The sequence below is a fragment of the Massilia sp. BGA-UO-ETr-WB1 genome (assembly GCF_059567845.1).
This window is the reverse complement of sequence record NZ_JCAQOT010000027.1, coordinates 40,863-63,486: the sequence shown is the minus strand read 5'-3', so window position 1 is coordinate 63,486 and position 22,624 is coordinate 40,863. Positions and strand designations below refer to the sequence as shown.

The window sequence follows — 22,624 nt, the reverse complement described above, 5'->3', positions numbered from 1 at the left end:
CGCCCCCAGTCGAAATCATTATAGTGATCCCTCAGGATGTGGCAACCTTGATAACGCTCAATCGTGTGCTAGAGGGCCTCGGTGGAGAGGAACAGCGTCTCCTTGATCTCTTCCATCACCACGTAGCTCTTGCTTTGCGCCGCGCCCGGCAGCTGCAGCAGCATCTCGCCCAGCAGCTTGCGGTACTCGGCCATCTCGTGGATGCGCGCCTTGATCAGGTAGTCGAAGTCGCCCGACACCAGGTGGCACTCCTGCACTTCCGGGATGCGCAGCACTTCGCGCCGGAACTGCTCGAACATCGAGGCCGACTTGGTGTTGAGCGTGATCTCCACGAACACCAGCAGCTTGGCCCCCAGCGACGGCGGATCGATGCGGGCGTGGTAGCCGGTGATGACGCCGTCCCGCTCCATGCGCTTGACGCGTTCGATGGCCGGCGTGATCGACAAGCCCACCTGCTCGCTCAAATCCTTCATTGAAATCCGCCCATCCTCCTGCAGGATGCGCAGGATCTTGCGGTCCATCTTGTCCAGGATACGGACCGAATCCTTCTGTGTACGCATGATTTTTTACTAAATCTCCGCTATTTTATAGTAACAAACACTAGTGAAACAAACTTATCATAGCGTTATATCTGGCGCAAGCCATAAAAACCATGAGGGAGCGTTATGCGTATCGTGATTCTTGGCAGCGGCGTCATCGGCGTCACCACTGCGTACTACCTGGCCCAGGCCGGCCACGAGGTCACGGTGCTGGACCGCCAATCCGCTTCCGCCCAGGAAACCAGCTTCGCCAACGCCGGCCAGATCTCGCCCGGCTACGCTTCCCCGTGGGCCGCGCCCGGCATTCCGCTGAAAGCCATGAAATGGATGCTGCAGCGCCACGCGCCGCTGTCCATCACGCCCGACGGCACGCTGTTCCAGCTGCAATGGATGTGGCAGATGCTGCAGAACTGCAATGCCGAGCGCTACGCGGTCAACAAGGAGCGCATGGTGCGCCTGGCCGAATACAGCCGCGACTGCTTCAAGGCGCTGCGCGCCGCCACCGGCATCGAATACCAGGGCCGCCAGCAGGGCACCACCCAGCTGTTCCGCACCCAGCAGCAGCTGGACGGCGCCGCCAAGGATATCGAAGTGCTGAAAGAAACCGGCGTGCCCTACGAGCTGCTGAGCCGCGAGCAGCTGGTGGGCGCCGAGCCCGGCCTGGACCAGAACAAGCTGGTGGGCGGCCTGCGCCTGCCGAACGATGAGACCGGCGACTGCCAGCTGTTCACCACCCGCCTGACCGCCATGGCGGAAGAGCTGGGCGTCAAGTTCCGCTACAACACCGGCATCCGCAGCCTGGTGATGGACGGCGGCGAGATCAGGGGCGTGGTCACGGACACCGGCCTGGTGCACGCCGATACCTACGTGGTGGCCATGGGTTCCTATTCGACCCAGCTGCTGAAGGACATCGTCAAGATCCCGGTCTACCCGCTGAAGGGCTATTCGATCACCGTGCCGATCGTGGACGCGGCCCGCGCGCCCACCTCGACCATCCTGGACGAAACCTACAAGATCGCCGTGACCCGCTTCGACGACCGCATCCGCGTCGGCGGCATGGCCGAGATCGCCGGCTTCAACACGCAGCTGAACCCGCGCCGCCGCGAAACGCTGGAAATGGTGGTCAACGACCTGTTCCCCGGCGCCGGCGACACCGCCAGCGCCAGCTTCTGGACCGGCCTGCGCCCGATGACGCCGGACGGCACGCCCGTGGTCGGCCGCACCGCCGTGCGCAACCTGTTCGTCAACACCGGCCACGGTACTTTGGGCTGGACCATGTCCTGCGGCTCGGCGCAGCTGCTGGCCGACATCATTTCGGCCAAGCGCCCCGCCATCCGGGCCGACGACCTGTCCGTCAGCCGCTACAGCAAGGAAGCGGGCCGGCGCGCGCCGCAGCTGGTCAACGCATAATCATCCTGCAGCGCGGCCCATGGCCGCGCCCGCCGTTGCGCCCGCACCACCGCCGTGCGGCGCCGGCGATTGGCCGTTGTGCGGCCATCGCGCACTGCGTATAATTTTTGCATGAATAAACTTGAAGCTTATGGCCATATCGCCGCCCTGGCGATACGCGGCGACCTGGTTTTCCCCACCAGCGTCAACGCGGCGCTGCGCGTGCAACTCGCGCTGGACGACCCCGAATGCCCCATCGATGAAGCGATCCGCCTGGTGCTGGCCGAGCCCCAGCTGGCCGCGCGCACGGTAGCGCTGGCCAACTCGGCCATGTTCAACCGCACCGGCGGCCCGCAAGTGACCAATGTGCGCGCCGCCATCATGCGCATCGGCTACCACAACCTGTTCGCGCTGGCCGCCGCCATGGTGGTGCGCCAGTTCGGCAGCAAGATCGCCGACCCGGCGCTGCGCGCCAAGGCCGAGCAGCTGTGGCAGCACACGGTGCACGTGGCCTGCCTGGCCCGCATCATCGCGCGCGACGTCACCTACACCAACCCGGACACCGCCCTGTTCGCCGCCATCGTGCACGAGGTGGGCAATTTCTACCTGCTGTCGCGCGCCGACGAGTTCCCCGGCCTGCTGGAGGACGACCCGGAAAACTGGCAGCCCGCCAGCGAGGAAATCATCACGCGCGAGGTGCTGAACAAGCTGAATATCCCGGAACCGGTGAGCACCGCCATCCAGGGCATGCGCGACAGCTTCCTGCAGATTCCGCCGGAGTCGCTGCTCGACACGCTACTGCTGGCCAACCACCTGTCGCCGGTGGCTTCGCCTTTGCAAGCCGCGCCGCGCGAGCTGCCGCCGCATTCCGAATCCGTGATCGACCTGTTCATCGACGAGGAAATGATGGAAGAATTGCTGGCCCAGGCCGGCAAGGACGCCGAAGCCATGAACGCGGCGCTACTGGTTTAAAGGATTAACCCAGGCGTCAGCCCCGGGCGTTTTGCATCAGCAGCTGCACCGGGTGCAGCTGCTGCTCCATCGGCGCGCCCCGCTTGGGCAGCAAGTCCGCCAGCGTCACCCCGTCCAGCACCGTCAGGTAGGCGGCGGTCGCCTCCTCCAGCTTGGTCTTCAGGAAGCAGGCGCCGTTGAACACGCACGTGTTGTGCGCGCCGTCGAAGCACTCGGCCATGAAGAAATCGCTCTCGCTCTCGCGCACCACGGCGCCGATATTGATGTCGGCCGGCTCGCGCTTGAGGCGCAGCCCGCCATTGCGCCCGCGCACCGTTTCCACCAGGCCGTTCACGCCCAGCTGGTGGATCACCTTGGTCAGGTGGTTCTTCGAGATGTTGTGCAAGTCCGCGATGTCCTGAATCGTGACCAGCTTGTCGCGGTTCATGCCCAGGTACATCAGCGAGCGCAGCGTGTAATCGGTAAACGAAGTCAGTCTCATAGGGTGGCTAAGGTCGGGTTGCGGTCCGGATTTTAAACATGCATCCGATATATTGCTTTTAATCAGCCTCTACTGTAGCATGCCTGAAGTGGCATTCATTATATAGCTTATTGCCGCCTCCCCCATTTTCCAGAAAGACACATGGCTCGCTTTCTGTGACACTCGTTGTAGTTTAAACCAGCAAAGGTCAAGGCTCGCCATGGACACCGTCACCATCCTGCTGTCCTCCTTTATCTTGTCGGTCACCGGCCTGCTGGTGTTCATCTGGTCGCTGCGCAAGCGCATGTTCGACAACGACGCGGCGGCCGCGCACGTGATCTTTTCCACCGGCGAACTGGGCCACGGCGAGGAACCGGCCGCCAACGCCGCCCAGCGCGCCGGGCTGGCCCTGCCGGTGCCCGGCGAGGTCAAGCCGGTGCTGAGCGCGGAGCAGCACGCCGAGCAGCAGCGGGAACTGGCCGAGCGCATCGAGGCCGACCGCTCCAGCGCCTTCGTCACCTTCGTGTTCCTGGCCTGCGCCATGGCGTGGCTGATCGTCGCCTCGCTGGCCGGGCTCACCAGCTCCATCAAGCTGCACGAGCCGGACTGGCTGGTGCAGCAGGCCTGGCTGACCTTCGGCCGCATCCGCACCATCCACCTGAACGCGGTGGCCTACGGCTGGGCGCCGATGGCCGCTTTCGGCACCGCCATCTGGCTGCTGCCGCGCCTGCTCAAGACGCCGCTGGTGGGCGCCCGCTACGCCATCCTCGGCTGCATGCTGTGGAACGCCGGCCTGATCGCCGGCCTGGGCTGCATCGCGGTCGGCCTGACGGACGGCCTGGAGTGGCTGGAGATCCCCTGGCAGGTGGACGTGCTGCTGGTGGCCGGCGGCGCGCTGGTCGGCATGCCGCTGGTGTACACGCTGCAAAACCGCAGGGTGCACCACCTGTACGTGTCGGTCTGGTACATGGGCGCGGCGCTGTTCTGGTTCCCGATCCTGTTCTTGATCGGCAACCTGCCGGCGGTGCACTTCGGCGTGCAGCAGGCCGCCATGAACTGGTGGTTCGGGCACAACGTGCTGGGCCTGTTCTACACGCCGATGGCGCTGGCTTCCGTGTACTACTTCCTGCCCAAGATCATCGGCCGCCCGGTGCAGTCCTACAACCTGTCGCTGCTCGGCTTCTGGACCCTGGCCTTCTTCTACGGCCAGGTGGGCGGCCACCACCTGATCGGCGGCCCGGTGCCGGGCTGGCTGATCACCCTGTCCATCGTGCAAAGCGTGATGATGGTGGTGCCGGTGATCTCGTTCTCCATCAACCAGCACCTCACCATGCGCGGCTACTTCTCCAAGCTGATCTACTCGCCCACGCTGCGCTTCATCGTCCTGGGCGGCATGATGTACACGGTCAGCTCCATCCAGGGCTCGATCGAAGCACTGCGCGCGGTGAACACGGTGGCCCACTTCACGCACTTCACGGTGGCGCACGCCCATCTCGGCCTGTACGGCTTCTTCACCATGGTGATGTTCGGCGCCATCTACTTCGTCATGCCGCGCATCATGGCCTGGGAATGGCCCTACCCCAGCCTGATCGCCGCGCACTTCTGGCTGGTGGTGCTGGGCTTCTCGATCTACTTCATCGGCCTGAGCACGGGCGGCTGGCTGCAGGGCCTGGCCATGCTGGACGCGTCCAAGCCCTTCATGGACTCGGTGGCCGTCACCATCCCCTACCTGCAAAGCCGGTCGCTGGGCGGCGCCATCATGACCTTCGGGCACATCGTGTTCGCCGGCCACTTCGCCGCCATGGCGCTGCGCTACGGCCCGCGCCGCATCGGCGCCGCGCTGCTGCACAGCCGCAGCGCCGCCGCGCCATCGTCCAACCTGGCGGGAGCGTAAGCATGCAAGACGAACTGAAACTGCTGGGCGGCGCCATGGTGACGCTGGCCCTGGCCACCTCGGCGCTGGTGGTGGTGCCGCACATCCAGCTGAGCAAGGCGGAGCCGCCGGCCGGGCTGAAGCCCTACACCATGGCGCAGCAGCGCGGGCGCGACTCCTACATCAGCAACGGCTGCGTGTACTGCCATTCGCAGCAGCCGCGCGACAGGGCCCAGGCGCCGGACGACAAGCGCGGCTGGGGCCGCGCCTCGGTGGCCGCCGACTACCATTACGACAAGCCGCACCTGCTGGGCACCATGCGCACCGGGCCGGACCTGTTCAACATCGGCGCGCGCCAGCCCAGCGCGGACTGGCACCTGGGCCACCTGTACCAGCCGCGCGCCTACACGCCGGGCTCCATCATGCCGGCCTACCCCTACCTGTTCGACATCAAGGACGCGGCCGAGCCGGGCGACCGGGTGGTGACCCTGCCGCCGGGCTACAACCCGGCCGGCAAGATCGTCGTCGCCAAGCCGGAGGTACTGGACATGGTGACTTATCTGCAGGGACTGGACCATACCTATCCGGTGATCCTCAAATGAAAACCGACCTGCCCCGCCACGACGCGCAACAGCGCGAAAATCCAGACCCGCATGAACAGGGCCGCCCGGTGCCCAAGCTGGTGCTGCTGACCGTGACGGCGGTATTCGCCTGGGCCATCGGCTACATCCTCACCACCCAGGGCGACGACGACCCGGCGCTGGGCGACCGCCGCACCATGTCCACCCTGACGGCCAAGCCTGCCGGAGCGGCCGGCGCCGTGGACGGCGCGCAGATCTACGGCGCGCAGTGCGTGGCCTGCCACCAGGCCAGCGGCGCCGGCCTGCCCGGCGTGTTCCCGCCGCTGGCCGGCTCCGAATGGGTGACCGGCAAGGAGGCGCTGGCCGCCGCCATCCTGCTGCACGGCGTCACCGGCAAGCTGACAGTGAAGGGCGCGGCTTATAATGGCCAGATGCCTGCCTTCAAGGACAAGCTGAACGACGCCGAACTGGCAGCGGTGCTGACCCACATCCGTAGCCAGTTCGGCAACAGCGCGGCCAAGGTGAGCGCGGACGCGGTGAAAGCCGTGCGCGAGGAAGGCAAGGAGCGCAAAGATCCATGGAATGGCGATGAAGAGCTGGAAAAAATCAAGTAGTCCGTACCGCACTGCCGCAGCCCTGCTGCTGCTTGCCGCCCTCGGCACGGCGGCCCTGTATACCGGCACCTCCGGCTTCCGCGTCATCTCGACCGAAGCCGGGCGGCGGCTGGACATCGCGGAAAATCCGCGCGCGCTGCCGGTGGCGCGGGTGGTCGCCGCCTCCGGCCAGCCGCAGCCGGCCACGCTGGAACAGGCCCTGCGCGACGACCCGCGGGTGGCCATCGTCACCTTCATCTACACGCAGTGCAACGCCATGTGTTCGATCCTCGGCTCCGAAGTGCAGCAGATGCAGGATGCGCTGCGCCAGCGCGGCCTGCAGGACAAGGTGCGCCTGATCAGCATCAGCTTCGACCCGCGCGACACGCCGCAGCTGCTGGCCAGCTACGCCGGCAAGCAGAAGGCGCTGCCGGAAAGCTGGCAATTCCTCGCCATGCCGGACGCGAAACAGCGCCAGCAGGTGCTGGACACTTTCGGCATCGTCGTGCTGCCGGCCCCGCTGGGCGAGTTCGAGCACAACGCCGCCTTCCACCTGGTGGACCAGCAAGGCCGCCTGGCGCGCGTGGTCGACTTCACCGACGGCAAGGGCGCGCTCAACACCGCGCTGGCGATGGCTGGCGCGGGGCCGGGTTCAGCCCCCGTCGCCGCAGGCAAGGCTGCCGCAGGAGCCGCGCTATGAGCGGCACCATGAGCCAAGGCGCGGCTGCCCCGGCCAAGCGCGGCCGGCCGCGCCTGCGGCTGTTCGGCCAGGTCTGCGGCGCGCTGCTGCTGGGCGGCGCCTTCCTGTTCCGCGGCCTGCTGGAAGCCACCATGCTGGGCCACATGGTGCTGCAAATCCCCATCATCTTCTTCGGCGGCCTGCTGCTGTTCGGCCGCGCCGTGCGCAACAGCGAACTGTTCGCCAGCTACGACCGCCACGGCCTGACAGGCCTCACGGCGCTGCTCCTCGTCAGCAGCTACTGGATGATCCCGCGCGCGCTCGAATTCAGCCTCACCATGCCGGGCTACGAGCTGGCCAAATTCGCCTCCTGGGCACTGCTGGGCGCGGTGCTGCCCGCCTCCATCGCGCGCGCCAACATCGTCATCCAGCTGTTCTACCTGGGGAATTTCTGCGCCATGACCGCCATCGCCGGCATGCTGTACCAGGACGTGCCCGAGCAGCTCTGCAACGCCTACCTGAAGGACGACCAGGCGCTCACCGGCGCCTTCCTCATCATCCTCGCCGTGGCCGCCGCCGTTGGCTGGTGCATCTACCGCTTTCCCGCGCTGAACGCGCCCACGCCGCCCGCCCCTGTCCGAAAGTAAGCCATGCAGTACCAGGAACTGAACACCGCCACCATCACCGCCCTGGTCCACCAATTCTACGACGGCGTGCGCGCCGACCCGGAACTGGGACCGGTCTTCGACGCCGCCATCGGCGACAATTGGGACCCGCACCTGGCGCGCATGGTGGAATTCTGGAGCACCGTCATGATGGGCACCAAGCAGTTCCAGGGCAACGTGTTCGGCACCCACATGCAGCTGAGCGGCATCGAACCGCAGCACTTCCGCCGCTGGCTGGCCTTGTTCGAGCTCACCGCCACGCGCCTGTTCGCGCCCGCGCTGGCCGACGAATTCCTCACCGTGGCCCGCCGCATCGCCGCCAGCCTGCAATACGGCTTCTTCGGCAAGGTGGTCGCGCAATAGCGTTCAGCGCAGCCTGGCCAGCGATTGCTGCGCGCGGATGATGTTCACCAGCGTGCGCAACGCGGGATGGTTGTGCCGCCGGCTGCTGTAATACATGTGGAACGGTTCGCCCCTGGCGGCGTGCTCCTCCAGCACCAGGCGCAAGCTGCCGTCCGCCAGCTCCCCGGCAATGCGCTGCTCCAGGAAATATGCCAGTCCCACGCCCGCCTTCGCGGCGGCGATCGAGGTGGCGGTGTCGTTGATGGTGATCGCGCCGGGCACGCGGATGCGGCATTGCTTGCGCCCCCGGCCCAGCTCCCACTTGTAGCTCGAATTGTCCCCCAACAGCAGCTGCAGGCAATTATGCCCGGCTAGGTCGGCCGGCTGCGACGGCTCGCCGCGCGCGGCCAGGTAAGACGGCGCCGCCGCCACCACCCAGCGCTGCGGCCCGCTGAGCGGCACGGATATCATGTCCTCCGGGACGTAATGGCCGTAGCGGATGCCGGCGTCATACCCTTCCGCCACGATGTCGATGGGCCGGTCTTCCACCACCACGGTGAGCCGCACCTCCGGGCAGAGCCGGGCGAATTCAGGCAAGGCCGGGTTGATCAGCAAATGCGCCGCGTCGGCAAAGACATTGATACGCAGCTCGCCATAGCGGCCGGCGCCGGGCGCGTCCAGTTCGGCCAATGCCAGCCCGATCTTGTCGAACCCCTCCTCCAGGCGCTGCGCCAGCGAGCGCCCGGTATCGGTCGGCGCAACCGCCCGGCTGGAGCGGTTCAGCAGCTTGGCGCCCAGCCGCTCCTCCAGCCTGCGCATGGCGTGGCTGACCGCCGACGGCGTCAATCCCAGCTGGATGGCCGCGCCCTTGAAACTGCCGGTGCGCATGATGGTGAGGAACACCCGCAAATCGGCGAGTTCGATGCGGTCGAATATGGACATGATTTTTCTTCACTATGACGATGAACCAGTTTCATCTGAAATCCTATCACGGCGCTCCCGATACCAGCTATAACTATGAGCTCGCACATAGGAGCACGACATGAAACAAAGAACATTCGGCCGTACCGGGCAAAGCGTATCGGAAATCGGCTTTGGCGCATGGGCCATCGGCGGCGCCTGGGGCGACGTATCGAAGGACGACGCGAAAGCGGCCCTGCATGCGGCGCTGGACGAGGGCATGACCTTCATCGACACGGCGGACGTGTACGGCGACGGCCGTTCGGAGCAGATCGTGGCCGAAGTATTGAAGGAACGCGGCGGACCGAAACCGTTCGTGGCGACCAAGATCGGCCGGCGCTCGTCGCCGCACGTGGCGGAGGCCTACAACCGGGAGAACCTGACCGCCTACGTGGAGCGCTCGCTGACCAATCTGCAGACCGACTGCCTGGACCTGGTGCAGCTGCACTGCCCGCCGCCGGCGGTGTACTACCAGCCGGAAGTGTTCGGCTACATGGACCAGCTGGTCGCCGACGGAAAAATCCGCCACTACGGCGTATCCGTTGAAAAGGTGGAGGAAGGCCTGAAAGCCATCGAGTATCCAAATGTTCAATCGGTCCAGATCATCTACAACATCTTCCGGCAGCGTCCCGCCGGGCTGTTCTTCGCCGAAGCCCGGCGGCGCCAGGTCGGCGTGATCGCGCGCGTGCCGCTGGCATCGGGCCTGCTGACCGGGAAAATGCACGCCGCAACCGCCTTTGCCGCCGATGACCACCGCGCCTTCAACCGCAACGGCGAAGCCTTCGACAAAGGCGAAACCTTCTCCGGCGTGCCATACGACGTGGCGCTGGCCGCCGTGGAAGAGATCCGCAGCCTGCTGCCGGGCGGCGTGGCGATGGCACAGTTCGCGCTGCGCTGGATCCTGATGGAAGACGCTGTCGGCACCGTCATCCCGGGCGCGAAGAATCCGCTGCAGGCGCAGGCCAACGCGCGCGCCAGCGCACTGCCCGCGCTGGATGCCGACACCATGGCTGCGCTGCGCAGCATCTACACCCAGCGCATCGCGCCCCACGTCCACGACCGCTGGTAAAACATTCATTCATAATGAATGTTTATGGGTTTTCATCTACAATGGCTTTGACACCTCAACCAGGAGCCTCGGATGAAAACCCTGCCGGATAACGTCGCCTTCTACAAGAGCACCGCCGAATTCACCGAACACACGGTGCCGGCGGCCCTGCAGCGCAACCACAACACCGCCGCCGGCGTATGGGGCCGCATCACGGTGCTGGAAGGCGCCATGCTGTACCACATCAGCGAGCCGGAAAAGGAAACCATCCGGCTCACGCCCGAACAGCCCGGCATCGTCGAGCCGCGCATTCAGCACGAAGTGGAGATCATCGGCCCAGTACGCTTCAGGGTGGACTTCCACCGCTAGGGCTTACCAGCGCCCTCATCACCTCGGCGATCAAGGTGGTGCCGGATGTGGTAACGACGCGCGCCCCAGCTTTCTTGGCGTCTTCACCGTATCGATCGGCGGTTCGCCGACTGCAGAAGACCAGAACAGGCATTTCCGGCATCCGGCCCTTGATCGCGGTAATCAGTTGCACGCCCGCGTCCGGTCTATGAAACTTACCTTCGAGCCGCGCCATATCCGTAATCACCGCCTGGTATTTTCCCTCTGCAATGACGCCCATCGCCGCCTCAGTGCTGCCCACCTGGTCCACGCTGATCTGCTCCCTTTCCAACTGTTCGACCAACAGGGTATTGTTGTGCGGATTGTCATCCACCCAGAGAATGCGGTGCGGATGCGCAGCAGCAGCGGCGGCAACTTGACCGGAGGCGGCCTGCGCATCCAGAGACGCCGCCGGATCCCGTTCCATCACAAGCTGCGTCACGGTTTCTTGCAAGCCGGCGATGGCGTCCTGCTGAAGGCGGGTCAACTCTCCAACTTCAATCCGCTTGCCACTTCCGAGTTGGACCTCGTTCTGCTGCTTGACTTCGATGTCCGCCTTCTTGATAACAACAGCCAGATAGATGCGTGTGAGCAGATAGCCCGCAAGAAAACCGAACACAGAGAAAAATAGCATGATGCTGCCAGCAACGGGAATACCGATGTTGTCCGCAATGCCAAGGCTGGGTGCAACAAAGCTGGCCATATCCCTGGCATAGGTGGGCAGGTTTTTCAGCTCCACCAAGCCCACGCCAACAATAATCTTGGTCAACCAGTCCGAAACTTCCACCAGATTCGAATTGATTTCACTGGGACTGCTATCGGCTGCAGTTGCATGGCGCGGCGGCGGTGCAGGCGCTGGAGCGGGAACTTGGGCCTGCCCCGCGCCCGCAGCCGGGGCAGCCACCGAGACCACCGTCTCCGCCTGCCCTACGTTCACCGTGCCGGAAGGCGGCGTGCGCGGTATGCCGAATAAGAAGCCGAGCAGCACTCCCGAGATGGCGCAGCCGAGGCTCCAGACCATGGCGATGCCGAAGTGATAACCCGGCTGGAACCACGAACCCAACGCCACGCCGCAAAGTCCGGCAACCAGCACCACGAACAAGGTCCACGGCAGGACGTCCCTACGCTGCGAGGTGCTGTCTCCATCGCGTCCCAATTTCCAGCGTGAGTTCGGCTTGCTCATTCTGGCATTCCTTTCAAAGTGTCGTGCTGTATTTTGCACAACAACACGTACTAACAAACTCTCGAAAAGTCACACCTTTCACTGCCACTCGCAGTTTGCTATGCTTGCGGCACTCAACCTTGGAGATGCTCATGCAGATCAACGCGCCCGCTTATGGATCGGACCAATCCGGCCTGGTCTGCGGCTATTTGTTCGGACGCGATCATCAGCCCCTGCCGATAGAATCCGACGCCGCGCGGGAATGGCTGGCGCAGCCCGGCCACCACGAGGGGGAATTCATCTGGCTTCACTTCAACCTGGCCAACACCGCCAGCGAAAAGTGGATGAACGAGCACGTGGCGCTGGCCGAGGAATTCTATGAAAGCCTGCACGAAGGCCAGCGCTCGACCCGCATCGAACTGGCCGACAACGCGCTGATCGCCGTCGTCAACGACGTGGTGCACGACTTCTCGTTCGACCCCTCCGACATCGCCACGCTGTGGCTCAGCGTGGACCGGCAAGTGGTGATCAGCGCGCGGCGCCAGCCGCTGAAAGCCATCGAAGGCTTGCGCCAGGCGGTGCGCGCGGGCGAGCCGATACGCTCGCCGGTGGAGCTGCTGACGCACCTGCTGCGCGACCAGGCGGACGCGCTGGTGAAGATCGTGCGCGACGCCATCAGCCGCGTGGACGGCATCGAGGACAACCTGCTGCAAGGCAAACTGAAGCGCAAGCGCACCGACCTGGGCGCGCTGCGGCGCGTGCTGGTGCGCCTGCGGCGGCTGCTGGCGCCGGAACCGGCGGCGCTGTTCCGCCTGCTGCAAAAGCCGCCCGCCTGGGTGGCCGACGTGGACAGCGAGGAGCTGCGCGCGGCCACCGAGGAATTCGCCGTGGTGCTGAACGACATGGCCTCGCTGCAGGAACGCATCAAATTGCTGCAGGAAGAAATCGCCGCGCAGGTCAACGAGAGCAACAACCAGAGCCTGTACGTGCTGACCATCGTCACCGTGCTGGCCCTGCCCATCAACATCATCGCCGGCCTGCTGGGCATGAACGTGGGCGGCGTGCCGATGGCGGACGACCCGTCCGGATTCTGGGTGGTCGCCTTCATCGTCGCCGCCTTCACCGCCATCGCCGGCTGGCTGGTGTACCGCAAGCAGCAGGACCAGGAATAGTTAGCGGGCTCGCGATGGGCTACGCGGGCCAATCCACCTGTAGCGAAGAACCTAACGCGGCGTAGCAGGCGTAACCGTTCGCAAACCGATTTCCTCCAAAAGAGCTCCCAGATCCGAAATATCAAGCACCTGATGGGGCGGATTCTTAGCCATAAATGCAGCTCGATCAACCAGCACTATGGGGATAATCGTCATCGACGAGAATTTCTCAACCGTCTTCAGCCACTTGGCTTTCTTCTCCAGCTTGACGTGAAATCCCTCGCTGTCATCCTGCCCCAACTTGGACACGGTATTGCGCAGCGCGCTCTCCGGAAGCGGATCCGAGAGCACTTTGCATTCCGCCAGCACACAATAGGAGCCGTCCGGATGGCATGCCAACACATCGATCTCGCCTGGACACATGTCCCCGGTGGCAGAGACCAATTTCTCGCTGCCCACCGACCAGACCCCGTGTTCGGTCACTCCCCCCGCGAGCCACTGCGCGCCCCGGAACGCCATAACCGATTCAACCTCGAACGGTCCTGAAATGGCTGCCTTAAAGACCGCCGGGTTCAATTTGACGCCACCCAGCCCGGTGTACCCCAGCACGGAATGCTCAATGAAGCAATTAACGGAATCCATGACGGCAAAGGGCGTTGTGACGAAAGTCCGGCTGTCCAGGCGCAGCACGGGGCGCTCCACTATCATATTGGAGCGGGTGTATTCCGCCCGCTTCCGATACCAATCTTCGTTCCAGAACAGCTTGTGGATCTCACCCTGGAGAACCTCCGGATTGACATTCAGATTGCTAAGCGCGATAGGCAATTCCTCAAACAGTGCAATGCCGTGGATCTCATCGCTTACGCCCTGCTTGACCTTTTGCGCCATAACCAGCAGTAGCAAGCGGACATGCACGCCGAGCCAGAACTGCTGCAAACGAACGTGCTCAAACAAAGTGCCTTTCAGCTCGGGAATCGCCGCAGGATCCGCGCCATTGACAACGTCGGCTGCGATATCGAGAAAGCGCCGGATGTCATCCCAGACCACCGCAAACGAATCCTTGAGCGTACGCTGAATCTCGCCACGAGGACTTGCGTATTCGGCCCACCTTTCCGTCACTTGCTGGTCCTTGTCTTCGCACAGACGTATCCCCGAGTTATGCCAGTACGCGCGGCCATATCCAAATACTTCGGCATGCTCCCGGTGTATGCGCAACTGCTCAAAAGCTGCTGCGGCCTGTACCAGCTTGAGTAGCTGCACATTGCTTTTCGACTTGGCGGAAGGACTGTTCCGGTTGCTCCAAACCGCAGCGATCGCCGTCTTCAGGGCAATTCCGATCCAGGAGCTTTCTTCATAGCGAGGCCGTTCCGTGTAATAGAAATGATCCATCGCCTCCATCAATACCGGCACAGCGTGACGCATGTCCATGAGGCCAGCCGTTGCTTTCAAATGGGCCAGCGCCTTTTCAACGGCAAGAGTCCGGTCCTTTGTCGTCGCCAGCAAGACCTCTTCGCCATTTTTATCGTGGGCCATCAATGCGGAGCGCATGAATTCTTTGTCTGCATCCGCAGCATCGAGTAGCGTCACAGCCGCTTCGCTGGCCTGCCGGTACAGCCTTGAGGACTCCTGAAATACTGCCGCCGCACGTTTTACCATTTACTCCCAACCATCCTTTTCCTTGACATTATTTCCTTGGAGAATCATATCATTTCTGAGGAAAGCGTCTTGGTAAAAGCGCGGCGTTGCCTTCTGCGGAGTTACCTTGCGCCCAGCAGCCGGTCCACCACGGGTTCCAGCGCCGCCGGGCGGCAGCCGAAGGACGCCAGGCGGCCTTGCGCTGCGGGCGCCAGGTCCAGGTCGTACGGCAGGCGGCCGGCCACCACCCACAGCCGCTCCGGCGGCAGCGCATCCAGCAGGCGGCGCTGGCCGGACACCAGCATGGCGTTGTAGGTCTGCACCACGATCTGCTGCGCGCCCTCGGCAAACGCCAGCGCTTCGCCGATTTCATTGTCCGGCGCGTCGGCCGCCAGCGCGTACTCGCGCGCGGCCGCGCCGGCCCGCCGCAGCGCCGGCAGCATGGAGCTGCGCGCTTCCTTGTTGCGGCCCGTCGCCACTTCGTCGATCTCGGTGCGGTCACGCACTTCGAAGGTCAGCAGGACCACCGGCAGCGACAGGTCCAGCGGCCGGAACGGTCCGGCCTGCGTCAGCGCCGCGTACTGGATCCTGCGCGACAGGGCCAGCGCCTGCGGCGTCATCAGCGCCGGCGGCTCGGCCGGCCGTTCGCGCCATGCCTGAACCGCGCGCGCCTGTTTCAGCTTGCGCACGCGGCGCAGCGCCTGGTCGATGCGCGCCTCGGGAATATCGCCCTGCTGCACGGCGCGCAGCACGGCCGCGATGGCGTCCTGCTGGCGGTCTTCGCGGTGCGACACCAGCACGATGTCGGTGCCCGCCAGCAGCGTGGCCACCGCGCCCGCCGCCACGCCCACGCCCTCCGAAATCGCGCCCATCTCCAGGCAGTCGGAAATGACGGCGCCGTCGTAGCCCATCTCCTCGCGCAGCAGGCCGGTGAGCACATTGCGCGACAGCGTGGCGGGCAGGCTGGCGTCCGGCTCGAAGGCCGGGAACGCCACGTGCGCGGTCATGATGGCGTCCACGCCGGCGTCGATGGCGGCGCGGAACGGCGCCAGTTCGACTTCGCGCAGGCGCTGCTGGCTGTGCAGCACGGAGGCCATCGCATAGTGCGAGTCCACGGCTGTGTCGCCATGGCCGGGGAAGTGCTTAACGGTGACGATGGCGCCCGCGCGCTGCTGGCCGCGCATGGCGGCGATGCCGTAGCGGATCACGGTGTCCGCGTCCTCGCCGTAGGCGCGCACGCCGATCACCGGGTTGAGCGGATTGTTGTTCACGTCCAGCACCGGCGCGAGCAGCATGTTGACGCCGATCTGGCGCATCTCGTCGCCGTTGACGAAATTCATCTGCTCGCAGTCCGGCACCGAGCCGGCGGCCTGGAACGCCATCGCGGCCGGTATCGGCGTCACGCCCTGCTCGATGCGCATCACCATGCCGCCTTCCTGGTCCAGCGCGATCAGCAGCGGCTCTTCGCTCACTTCCGCATTGATCTCCTGCAGGCTGCGGCACAGCGCGGACACCTGCTGCGGCGTATGCACATTGCGCCGGAACAGGATCACGCCCCCCACCCGCTGCTCGCGTATCAGCCGCGCAATGGCGGCGTCGGGTTCCAGCCCGTCGAAGCCGACCATGAACAGTTGTCCGATTTTGTGCGCCACTTCGTCTGCCATTTCCATACTCTCCTCGTGTAAAAATTATTCGTTCCAGCCGCGCAGGCCGAGCAGCCGTTCACCCAGCCCGCTCAGCTGCGCGGTGGCGTAGCAGGTCTGCTCCTTGCGGCGCGGGTCGCCGTGCAGGCTGTATCCTTCCGGCGCCAGCCGCTCGCGCCAGGAACGGACGCGCCACGCGCGCAGCTCGGCGTTGTCTTCCTGCGCCGGCATCATCGAGATGTATTGCGCCATGCGCACCTTGTCCGCCGAGCGGTTCTGGCGGATGCCGTGACACAGCTTGCTGTTGAAGATCAGCAGGTCGCCCTTCCTCAGCGGCACCCGCACGTGCGGCAGCGCCGCCACCTGGGGGCGGTACCAGTCCCAGTCGTCCGGCTGCTGCGCGCGCCAGGACGCGTAGTTGCGGAACAGTTCGGGGATGCAGACGAAGCCGCCCACCTCCTCGTCCACCTGGTCGCTGATGGACAGCACGCCCTGTACATTCTGCGGGTCGGTATCGGGGTCGTAGTCCCAGTGCATGAAGCTCTTGAACTCGAAGCCAGGCTCCGGCGGCAGGTTCAGGTTCACGCGGTCTATCGACACCCAGAGGTCTTCGCGGCCCCACACGTCCACGAACGCGTCGTACACGCGCTGCGACTGGCGCGCGTCCCACAGGTGCTGGTGGTTGTACAGCTCCACCATGCCGGCGTTGAAACTCAGCTCGGTTTTGCGCAGGCGCGACTTCTCCGGCGGATACCAGGTCGACGGATCGCGCGGGTCCATGTCTTCAAAGTCCCACATCAGGCGTTCGATCTGCGCCACCTTCTCCGCAGCCACCGCCTGCCCGATCACCACGTAGCCGTTGTTCGTCCAGCATGCCCAGTCCCGCTCGGACAGCACCCGCAGCGGTTCGCCATGCAGGCGCTGGTTCAGCCGCGCGGCGCCGGTGCCGACGGTGGAAAGGTTGCGGCGCGCGATACTCTTCTTGCCGATGGATTCGATGCTTTGCATATCAGTCCCCGCGTAGTTGGTATTCAAGGAAATGCAGCTGGTCGAAGAACAGCTCGTAGGCGTAGCTGAAGCTGTCGCACACGGTGAAGCCGCGCCGCAGGTAGATCGGCATGGCGGCGCTGCTTTCCCATACCGTCAGCACGATGCGCGGACAGGCGCGGCTGCGCGCCTGCCGCTCGATCTCCGCCAGCATGTGGCCGAACCAGCCGCGCCCCTGGCAGCGGCCTTCTATCGCCAGGCTGCCGACGAAGTAGTCTTCGTCACGCGCGTTGCGGGCGATGAAGGCGTCGTAGGCGGCGTCCATGGCCTTTACTTCGTCGCGGTAGTGCGACACGGAGTGGACGGCGGCGAACTCGCGCACGGTGGCAGCGGTGAAAAAGCCGGCAAAGCCGCTATTGCCTCCGCTACCGCCTCCGCCGCCACGCTCCACCATCGCGTGCACGTGCCCGATGTAGGGCTCGATGTTCTGCAGGCGCTGCAGGTCGCGCAGCGGCAGGCGCAGCTTGTTCGCCGCCGAGCAGTACTCCAGGTAGCTGGTGGAGAACAGCAGCTCGGCCATGCGGTCGCGCGCTGCGTCACCCAGCGCGGCGCCGGGAACGAAGGCCACCGGCGCCGCGCCGGCAGCCGGGCCGCCTGCCGCGAGCAAGGCCGGGGTTGATCTCGGCCTCGGCACCGGCCCCGGTACGGCGCTCATTGCGCGCTCCTGCGGCCATCCGGCGGCGTGCCGTGGCGCGCCAGGCGCAGCACCACGTGCTCGCGCTGGCCGCTGCCGCGCGTGGGGCACCAGTAGTCGCCGCCGAGGATGCGGTCCGCATTGCGCGCCAGCAGATAGGCGGCGAACAGCGTATTCACGCGGTCCAGCAACTGGTCCTGCGACAGGAAGGAATAGTAGTTGCAGCTTTCCGGCTGCGCGCGCAACTGCGGCGCGTACGCCATGCGCGGCACTTCGCGGAACCAGGCCAGCTCCGCCAGCGTCTCCAGCTCCAGCGCGTGCTCCAGCCGCCAGCCGCGCCGCTCCAGCGCGGCCACGCAGTCCGCATAGCTGCGCTCCTCGTCGTCGCTGAAGGGAACGGGCTCACCGGTGATCGCGTCCACCCGCAGGCGCATGCCGCGCAGGCCGCCCACCACCGCCTCCGGCTGGCCGTCGTGCAGCACCGCGTGGCGCCGCGTCATGTCGTGGTAAGCCAGGAAGGTCTGGCCGATGTGGCGGTGCCATTCACCGTAGGTGGCCTGGTGCAGCAGCGCCGCGTAGTTCTGCAGCGCGCCGTTGCACACGCCGCTATCCGCGCTGACCGGGGGATGCGGCATGCCATCCAGGTTGCGGTCCATGGCCGTGAGGATCTGCCGCAGCGCGCCGTTGCCGCGCCGCGCCACCAGCATGCCGTTTTCATCCTTGATCAGATTGAGCCACGACACGAAGGTGGCGTTGATTTGCTGCGTTTGCGGGTCGAAGGCAAAGTTCACATAGTCCGGCACTTCCGGCTTGGCCAGGAAGGCCGTGGCGGCGCGGTAAGGCATGGTGTCCGCGTCCAGGTAGATGCCGCCCGCCTCGTACAGGATCAGCAGGCGGAAATAGTCCGCCAGGTTCACATAACAGCGCGCAGCGTGCAGCTGTTCGAACAGCGCCAGCCGCTGCGGCGCGCGCGCCTGCGCCAGCTTGCGCAGCGAATGCACGGCCAGCACGTCGCGCCCCACCACGTAGCTGCCGATGGCCCAGCCGCCGATATCGCGTCCGACGCGGAAGGACGGGTCGCCGCGCAGCTGGGCCGCATCCCACACCCACAGCACCAGTTCGTATTCGGGATCGTCCGGCGCCTGCACTTCGGCGATGGCCGATTCCCACTGGCAGATGGCCTGCCGGGCGCCGTCCGGCAAGGCGCCGCCCATCCAGATGCGGTGCATCAGCAGCTCTTCCGGCGCCAGCGTCTGGGTCGGGATGCCGATCAGCGACGATACGCGCCGCGCGTCGAACAGCGCAAACTGTTCGCGCACCAGCTGGCGCAGCTGCTCCAGCTGCCGCCGATAGCCCTCCTCCAGCAGATGCAGGCGGGCGCTGTGTTCGCACTGCGCGCTGGGGTCCTGGCGGCAGAATGCCTCCCATTGCTTGCAGGTGACGAAAGCGGACTTTAAATCTTTAATCAAAACTTCATACTCAAGATCGAAACTCATCAGATTCTCTCCAGGCAGTCGGTGACAAAAGAAAGCAGCGTTACGCGGTGTCCGCCACCGGTAACGCGGTTGGCGCGGTTGGCGCGGCACTGCCCGCAGCTTCGCGCGCCGCGTGGCGGCTGGCGACACGGCGCAGGGCGAGGAACAGGAACACGCCAAGCGGCGCGTTCATCAGCGCATAGGCGCCGAGCGCGTAGTCGAAATGCGCGCAGACCGCGTTGTACAGCTCCAGGCCGGCGGCCAGGTAGAGGCAGTACAACAAGCTCATGGCGCACGAGGTCAGGTTCATGGAGACACCGGTGGCGGTGAGCGCGATGCGTATCAGCGCGCCGTTGAACAGGCCGAAGCCGGCCGAGTAGACGAACATGCAGAGCACGAACACATGGCCCTGCCGGTACAGCAAGGCGGCGCCGGCCATGCCCGCCAGCGCCAGCGCCCCGCCCTGCCGCAGCAGGCGCGCCAGCGAGAAGCCCTCGCCCAGGCGCTGGATCGCCAGCGTGCTGCACACGAAGCCGCAGAAGATGGCGCACTGCCAGGCGATGTAGGTGCCGTAGGAAGCGTCCATGCGCTGCAGGACGATCGCGGGAGACAATCCAATCCACGCCGTCAGCGGCGTGATGGCGCAGGCCGCGACAAAGATGCCGAACATGAACGTGCGGTTGGTGAAGATGGCGCGGTAGCTGGCCGCGAGGCTGCGCGGTGCGGCCGGGACGGCGGCGCCCGCCGTGGCGGCGGCAGGGACGGTGGCATGCCCGGGCATGGTACGGAACAAGCCCACCCAGGCCACCGCACCCAGCACAAACGCGATGCCGAAAATCGCGCGCCAGTCCAGCACCGTGATGACGGCGCTGCCGACGACAGGCCCGATCAGCGGCGCGAACACGGTGGTGTTGCCCATCAGGGAAGTCATCTTCACTGCCCGCTCATCGTCCAGCAACTCGTGCACGGCGGCGTAGCCGATAAAAATGAAGCACGAGCCCATGCCCTGGAAGAAGCGGATGGCGAGGAACTGCGTGATGGTCTGCGCGAACGGCACCAGCAGCGTGGCGGCCAGGAACAGCGCATTCCCGGCCAGCATGACCTTGCGCTTGCCGATGCGGTCCGCCACCGGCCCCAGGAAAATCTGCAGCGTGCTGCCGCCCAGGATGTACAGGCTGAGCGACAAGCCGATCGCGTGGCTGGACGACTGGAACTCGCGCACCACCTGCGGCATGGCCGGCATGATCATGTCGTTCGACAGGTAGACCGCCATTTCATACAACAGGAAAAACAGGCAGAAATACAGCAACCGCTTATTCGTTTGCGCCATTGCGCCCCCTTTGCAAGTCAGCCACGGACAACACCAAGTCACTACAACTTTGCAATTTGGTATCTAACTGGACTGTATACTATCGCAATTGGTAATGCATTGGTATTTATTTTTTGCTATTCCTGCGAGGAATTAGCTGTGTCCGGACGGATCGTGCCGGGCCGCGTACGCATCGCGGACGTGCTGGGAGATGTAGGTGCTGAGGCCACTGCCGCTGCGCGCAAGGCGCTGCATGCGCTGGACATGGGCGCGCCCCGCGCTGGCGACGGTATAGGTATAGACCGCGCCGCCGGCGAACTGCACGTCGATGGCGTCGGGCCGGATGGCATAAGCGGTCACGCCGGAGGTGCCGCTGAGGTCTCGATAGCGCTCCATCGCGCCAATGTAGCGCGCGGCGCACCTGCACGGCGCGCAGATCGCGCCCTGCAAGAGCAAGCTCCGCCATTAACAGCGGGCGCCGGACGGTGTATTACGAAGCAGCCGCGTCGCCTTTGTGCACTTCATAGCGCAACTCCGCCATGCCGGCGCCCATCTGGCGCACCGACATCAGGCGCAGCACGGGGCTGAGCACCCTGCGCGGGAACAGCGGCTTGCCCTTGCCGAGGGTGGCGGAGCCTATTTGCAGGATCAGTTCGTCCAGCAAGCCGGCGTCGTAGAACTGGCCGGCGAGGTCGCCGCCGCCGACGATCCAGATGTTCTTGCCGCCGGCGGCAGCCTGCATCTCGGCGTGCACGCTGCGCACCTCGCCGCTGACGAAACGCACATCCGCGCCTTCGATCAAGGGCAGCGTGCGGCTGGTGAACACCCATGCCGGCTGCGTGTACGGCCACGCGGCACCCACTTCCGCGATCACTTGCCCGGCGTTGCGCGCCATCCACTCGTAGGTTGCAGACCCCATGGCCAGCGCGCCCACGTCCGCGATGAATTCGGGGTAGCTGGAATCGTTCACGTCGCCCAGCGGGAACAGCCAGTCGAGCGAGTCGTCCTCCGTGGCGAGGAAGCCATCCAGGCTGGTGGCGGAGAAGTACTGGGTTTTCATGCGCGCAGCTCCCGGTTTTTATTGCGTTGCCACTATCTTGAAGGTCCCGCCCGACGGCGCTTCTGCATCCTCGATGGCCACGTTTGATACCACGGCGGCAGGCGGGCCGCGCCTGGCCCAGGCGATGATGGATTCGACCGCATGCACGTCGCCATCCACCAGGGCTTCCACAGAGCCATCCCTGCGGTTGCGCACCCAGCCTTGCAGGCCCAGCGCCGCCGCTTCGTTGGCCAGCGTGGCCCGGTAGCCCACGCCCTGCACCCGCCCTTCAATGATCAGCCGCTTTGCCATCGCCATCCCCCATCGCCGCAAGATGGTTATTCTAACAAGATCGTGCGGGGACCCGCGCTCCCCACGCAGTGGCTTAGCGCGCCAGCGGGTTCGGCGTCGGCTCGGCCACCTTGTGCAGCAGGTTGCGGTCGATGTGGTGGAAGGGCTCGTCCTCTTTGCCGCGGATCAGCATCACGGTGTCTTCCTCGTAGCCCCAGGTGCCGTCGTCGTTGATGGTGACCTTGATGCGGTACTCCACCGTCTTGAAGCCGAACTCCAGGAAGGGGTTGGAACGGATACCGTAAGTATCGGACTCGCGGTAGGCCACCAGCTCGAAGCTCTTCGCGTCCGGCGCGGCGGTGCCGGAGGCCATGGCGATCTGGCCGCGCGGGATGGCCAGGGTCTGGATCACGGTGTTGGTGGCCGGTTCCCACAGCCAGTAGCCCACCTGCTCGTGGTAGGTCTTTACCTGGTCCGGCTTGGTGATCAGGATGACGTAGCGCAGGCCGTAGAACAGCTGCGGGCCGTTGGTCACCGGGTCGATCGGCTGCAGCTCGATGCGTTCCACGTAGGCCTGCTTGCGCGGGCCGTCCGCCTTGGGCTTGATGTCCAGCCCGCGCTGGCCTTCGAAGATGCCGGCCATCGCGGTCAGCGGCCCCAGGTTGGCCAGGGTGTTGACGTCCACATTGGACGGTTCGGTGTAAATATCGTTGGAGAATTCTTGGCTCATGGCTGCTGATGTCGGAAGAT

The 22,624-nt window shown here is 65.1% G+C and carries 25 protein-coding genes; 11 read left to right on the top strand and 14 right to left on the bottom strand.

Going from position 1 to position 22,624, the window contains the following annotated elements; genetic code table 11:
* Positions 1-68: 68 nt before the first annotated feature.
* Positions 69-560 (bottom strand): Lrp/AsnC ligand binding domain-containing protein, encoded by a 492-nt coding sequence (locus tag AC56DV_RS27225; protein WP_496317348.1) that lies wholly within the window; start codon positions 558-560, stop codon positions 69-71.
* Positions 561-665: 105 nt separating this feature from the next.
* Here AC56DV_RS27225 and AC56DV_RS27220 point away from each other — a divergent pair, with 105 nt between their 5' ends.
* Both AC56DV_RS27220 and AC56DV_RS27215 read left to right on the top strand, forming a co-directional pair.
* Positions 666-1,949, top strand: coding sequence for a D-amino acid dehydrogenase (locus AC56DV_RS27220; protein WP_496317347.1), 1,284 nt, complete (start codon positions 666-668; stop codon positions 1,947-1,949).
* 111 nt (positions 1,950-2,060) lie between these two features.
* A complete protein-coding gene (locus AC56DV_RS27215; RefSeq protein ID WP_496317346.1) occupies positions 2,061-2,900 on the top strand; it encodes an HDOD domain-containing protein in 840 nt (279 codons plus the stop codon).
* A gap of 16 nt (positions 2,901-2,916) precedes the next feature.
* Here AC56DV_RS27215 and AC56DV_RS27210 read toward each other — a convergent pair whose 3' ends face one another.
* Entirely contained in the window at positions 2,917-3,381 is a 465-nt protein-coding gene (locus AC56DV_RS27210) for an RrF2 family transcriptional regulator (protein WP_496317345.1), read from the bottom strand.
* A gap of 199 nt (positions 3,382-3,580) precedes the next feature.
* On the opposite strand from AC56DV_RS27210, the gene AC56DV_RS27205 reads away from it, so the two are divergent.
* The 6 genes from AC56DV_RS27205 to AC56DV_RS27180 are packed head-to-tail and all read left to right on the top strand — an operon-like array spanning position 3,581 to position 8,114.
* Positions 3,581-5,254 carry a cbb3-type cytochrome c oxidase subunit I gene (locus AC56DV_RS27205; protein WP_496317344.1) on the top strand — a complete coding sequence of 558 codons (1,674 nt, stop codon included), beginning with the start codon at positions 3,581-3,583 and terminating at the stop codon, positions 5,252-5,254.
* Between the two features lie 2 nt (positions 5,255-5,256).
* Positions 5,257-5,835, top strand: coding sequence for a cbb3-type cytochrome c oxidase subunit II (locus AC56DV_RS27200; RefSeq protein ID WP_496317343.1), 579 nt, complete (start codon positions 5,257-5,259; stop codon positions 5,833-5,835).
* Positions 5,832-6,428 carry a c-type cytochrome gene (locus AC56DV_RS27195; RefSeq protein WP_496317342.1) on the top strand — a complete coding sequence of 199 codons (597 nt, stop codon included), beginning with the start codon at positions 5,832-5,834 and terminating at the stop codon, positions 6,426-6,428. Before AC56DV_RS27200 ends, AC56DV_RS27195 begins: the two co-directional genes overlap by 4 nt.
* Complete coding sequence (locus tag AC56DV_RS27190; protein ID WP_496317341.1) at positions 6,403-7,107, top strand: SCO family protein; 705 nt, start codon at positions 6,403-6,405, stop codon at positions 7,105-7,107. Before AC56DV_RS27195 ends, AC56DV_RS27190 begins: the two co-directional genes overlap by 26 nt.
* The gene (locus AC56DV_RS27185) at positions 7,104-7,733 is read left to right on the top strand and encodes a hypothetical protein (protein WP_496317340.1); all 630 of its coding nucleotides are present in this window, start codon (positions 7,104-7,106) and stop codon (positions 7,731-7,733) included. The genes AC56DV_RS27190 and AC56DV_RS27185 overlap by 4 nt, the downstream gene beginning before the upstream one ends.
* Before the next feature lie 3 nt (positions 7,734-7,736).
* Positions 7,737-8,114, top strand: a complete 378-nt coding sequence (locus tag AC56DV_RS27180; RefSeq protein ID WP_496317339.1) for a group III truncated hemoglobin — start codon at positions 7,737-7,739, stop codon at positions 8,112-8,114.
* Positions 8,115-8,117: 3 nt separating this feature from the next.
* Here the strand turns inward: AC56DV_RS27180 and AC56DV_RS27175 are convergent, their stop codons facing one another.
* Positions 8,118-9,035, bottom strand: a complete 918-nt coding sequence (locus AC56DV_RS27175; RefSeq protein ID WP_496317338.1) for a LysR family transcriptional regulator — start codon at positions 9,033-9,035, stop codon at positions 8,118-8,120.
* Positions 9,036-9,135: 100 nt separating this feature from the next.
* On the opposite strand from AC56DV_RS27175, the gene AC56DV_RS27170 reads away from it, so the two are divergent.
* Entirely contained in the window at positions 9,136-10,122 is a 987-nt protein-coding gene (locus AC56DV_RS27170; protein ID WP_496317337.1) for an aldo/keto reductase, read from the top strand.
* A gap of 72 nt (positions 10,123-10,194) precedes the next feature.
* Positions 10,195-10,470: a TehB family protein gene (locus tag AC56DV_RS27165; protein WP_496317336.1), complete on the top strand. Its 276-nt coding sequence runs from the start codon at positions 10,195-10,197 to the stop codon at positions 10,468-10,470.
* Here the strand turns inward: AC56DV_RS27165 and AC56DV_RS27160 are convergent.
* Positions 10,448-11,671 carry a response regulator gene (locus AC56DV_RS27160; RefSeq protein ID WP_496317335.1) on the bottom strand — a complete coding sequence of 408 codons (1,224 nt, stop codon included), beginning with the start codon at positions 11,669-11,671 and terminating at the stop codon, positions 10,448-10,450. The genes AC56DV_RS27165 and AC56DV_RS27160 overlap by 23 nt on opposite strands.
* A gap of 131 nt (positions 11,672-11,802) precedes the next feature.
* On the opposite strand from AC56DV_RS27160, the gene AC56DV_RS27155 reads away from it, so the two are divergent.
* Complete coding sequence (locus tag AC56DV_RS27155) at positions 11,803-12,822, top strand: transporter (RefSeq protein WP_496317334.1); 1,020 nt, start codon at positions 11,803-11,805, stop codon at positions 12,820-12,822.
* Positions 12,823-12,873: 51 nt separating this feature from the next.
* On the opposite strand, the gene AC56DV_RS27150 is transcribed toward AC56DV_RS27155, so the two are convergent.
* The 10 genes from AC56DV_RS27150 to AC56DV_RS27105 all read right to left on the bottom strand — a co-directional run bounded on the left by AC56DV_RS27150 (position 12,874) and on the right by AC56DV_RS27105 (position 22,604).
* Positions 12,874-14,457, bottom strand: a complete 1,584-nt coding sequence (locus AC56DV_RS27150; RefSeq protein WP_496317333.1) for a hypothetical protein — start codon at positions 14,455-14,457, stop codon at positions 12,874-12,876.
* Positions 14,458-14,558: 101 nt separating this feature from the next.
* The gene (gene nagZ, locus AC56DV_RS27145; protein ID WP_496317332.1) at positions 14,559-16,100 is read right to left on the bottom strand and encodes a beta-N-acetylhexosaminidase; all 1,542 of its coding nucleotides are present in this window, start codon (positions 16,098-16,100) and stop codon (positions 14,559-14,561) included.
* A 24-nt stretch (positions 16,101-16,124) separates the two neighbouring features.
* Complete coding sequence (locus AC56DV_RS27140) at positions 16,125-17,087, bottom strand: phytanoyl-CoA dioxygenase family protein (protein ID WP_496317331.1); 963 nt, start codon at positions 17,085-17,087, stop codon at positions 16,125-16,127.
* 1 nt (position 17,088) lies between these two features.
* Positions 17,089-17,781 (bottom strand): GNAT family N-acetyltransferase, encoded by a 693-nt coding sequence (locus AC56DV_RS27135; protein ID WP_496317330.1) that lies wholly within the window; start codon positions 17,779-17,781, stop codon positions 17,089-17,091.
* Entirely contained in the window at positions 17,778-19,256 is a 1,479-nt protein-coding gene (locus tag AC56DV_RS27130) for a glycosyltransferase (protein ID WP_496317329.1), read from the bottom strand. Before AC56DV_RS27130 ends, AC56DV_RS27135 begins: the two co-directional genes overlap by 4 nt.
* Before the next feature lie 40 nt (positions 19,257-19,296).
* On the bottom strand, positions 19,297-20,565 hold the full coding sequence (locus AC56DV_RS27125; protein ID WP_496317328.1) for an MFS transporter: 1,269 nt from the start codon (positions 20,563-20,565) through the stop codon (positions 19,297-19,299).
* A gap of 132 nt (positions 20,566-20,697) precedes the next feature.
* The gene (locus AC56DV_RS27120) at positions 20,698-20,994 is read right to left on the bottom strand and encodes a hypothetical protein (RefSeq protein WP_496317327.1); all 297 of its coding nucleotides are present in this window, start codon (positions 20,992-20,994) and stop codon (positions 20,698-20,700) included.
* 40 nt (positions 20,995-21,034) lie between these two features.
* Entirely contained in the window at positions 21,035-21,604 is a 570-nt protein-coding gene (locus AC56DV_RS27115; protein WP_496317326.1) for a dihydrofolate reductase family protein, read from the bottom strand.
* An 18-nt stretch (positions 21,605-21,622) separates the two neighbouring features.
* Positions 21,623-21,895: an acylphosphatase gene (locus tag AC56DV_RS27110; RefSeq protein ID WP_496317325.1), complete on the bottom strand. Its 273-nt coding sequence runs from the start codon at positions 21,893-21,895 to the stop codon at positions 21,623-21,625.
* Positions 21,896-21,968: 73 nt separating this feature from the next.
* The gene (locus AC56DV_RS27105) at positions 21,969-22,604 is read right to left on the bottom strand and encodes an FABP family protein (RefSeq protein ID WP_496317324.1); all 636 of its coding nucleotides are present in this window, start codon (positions 22,602-22,604) and stop codon (positions 21,969-21,971) included.
* Between the last annotated feature and the right edge of the window lie 20 nt (positions 22,605-22,624).